The organism is Pseudoalteromonas sp. MER144-MNA-CIBAN-0113, from assembly GCF_040308965.1.
GTDB lineage: Bacteria > Pseudomonadota > Gammaproteobacteria > Enterobacterales > Alteromonadaceae > Pseudoalteromonas > Pseudoalteromonas tetraodonis.
Genome location: NZ_JBEOOG010000171.1, coordinates 1 through 1,173, shown reverse-complemented (window position 1 = coordinate 1,173; position 1,173 = coordinate 1). Strand labels below are relative to the sequence as shown.

1 rRNA gene is annotated in these 1,173 nt (G+C 48.8%); it reads right to left on the bottom strand.

From position 1 onward, the window contains the following. Nucleotides 1-1,153 (bottom strand): 23S ribosomal RNA (locus AAEY57_RS19220); the annotation flags it as partial. Nucleotides 1,154-1,173: the final 20 nt, after the last annotated feature.

Sequence of the window (1,173 nt, the reverse complement as noted above, 5' to 3'; positions counted from 1 at the left end):
TGAATCCGCAGCTTCGGTGCATAGTTTAGCCCCGTTACATCTTCCGCGCAGACCGACTCGACCAGTGAGCTATTACGCTTTCTTTAAAGGATGGCTGCTTCTAAGCCAACCTCCTGGCTGTCTGGGCCTTTCCACATCGTTTCCCACTTAACTATGACTTTGGGACCTTAGCTGGCGGTCTGGGTTGTTTCCCTCTTCACGACGGACGTTAGCACCCGCCGTGTGTCTCCCGGATAGTACTTTACGGTATTCGGAGTTTGCAAAGGGTTGGTAAGTCGGGATGACCCCCTAGCCTTAACAGTGCTCTACCCCCGTAAGTATTCGTCCGAGGCTCTACCTAAATAGATTTCGGGGAGAACCAGCTATCTCCCGGTTTGATTAGCCTTTCACTCCTAACCACAGGTCATCCCCTAACTTTTCAACGTTAGTGGGTTCGGTCCTCCAGTTGATGTTACTCAACCTTCAACCTGCCCATGGCTAGATCACCGGGTTTCGGGTCTATACCTTGCAACTATTCGCCCAGTTAAGACTCGGTTTCCCTACGGCTACCCTAATCGGTTAACCTCGCTACAAAATATAAGTCGCTGACCCATTATACAAAAGGTACGCAGTCACCCAACAAGTGGGCTCCTACTGCTTGTACGTACACGGTTTCAGGTTCTATTTCACTCCCCTCACAGGGGTTCTTTTCGCCTTTCCCTCACGGTACTGGTTCACTATCGGTCAGTTGGGAGTATTTAGCCTTAGATGATGGTCCACCTATATTCAGTCAAAGTTTCACGTGCTCCGACCTACTCGATTTCACTTAAAATGCGTTTTCATGTACGGGACTATCACCCTGTATCGTGGCACTTTCCAGAGCCTTCCATTAACACATAATAAGCTTAAGGGCTGTTCCGATTTCGCTCGCCGCTACTATCGGAATCTCGGTTGATTTCTTTTCCTACGGGTACTTAGATGTTTCAGTTCTCCGCGTTCGCCTCGTTAACCTATGTATTCAGTTAACGATACCTGCAAGCAGGTGGGTTTCCCCATTCGGAAATCCTAGTCTCAAGTGCTTTTTACTAGCTTGACTAGGCTTATCGCAAGTTAATACGTCCTTCATCGCCTCCAACTGCCAAGGCATCCACCGTGTACGCTTAGTCACTTAACCATACAACCCAAACGGGTCTT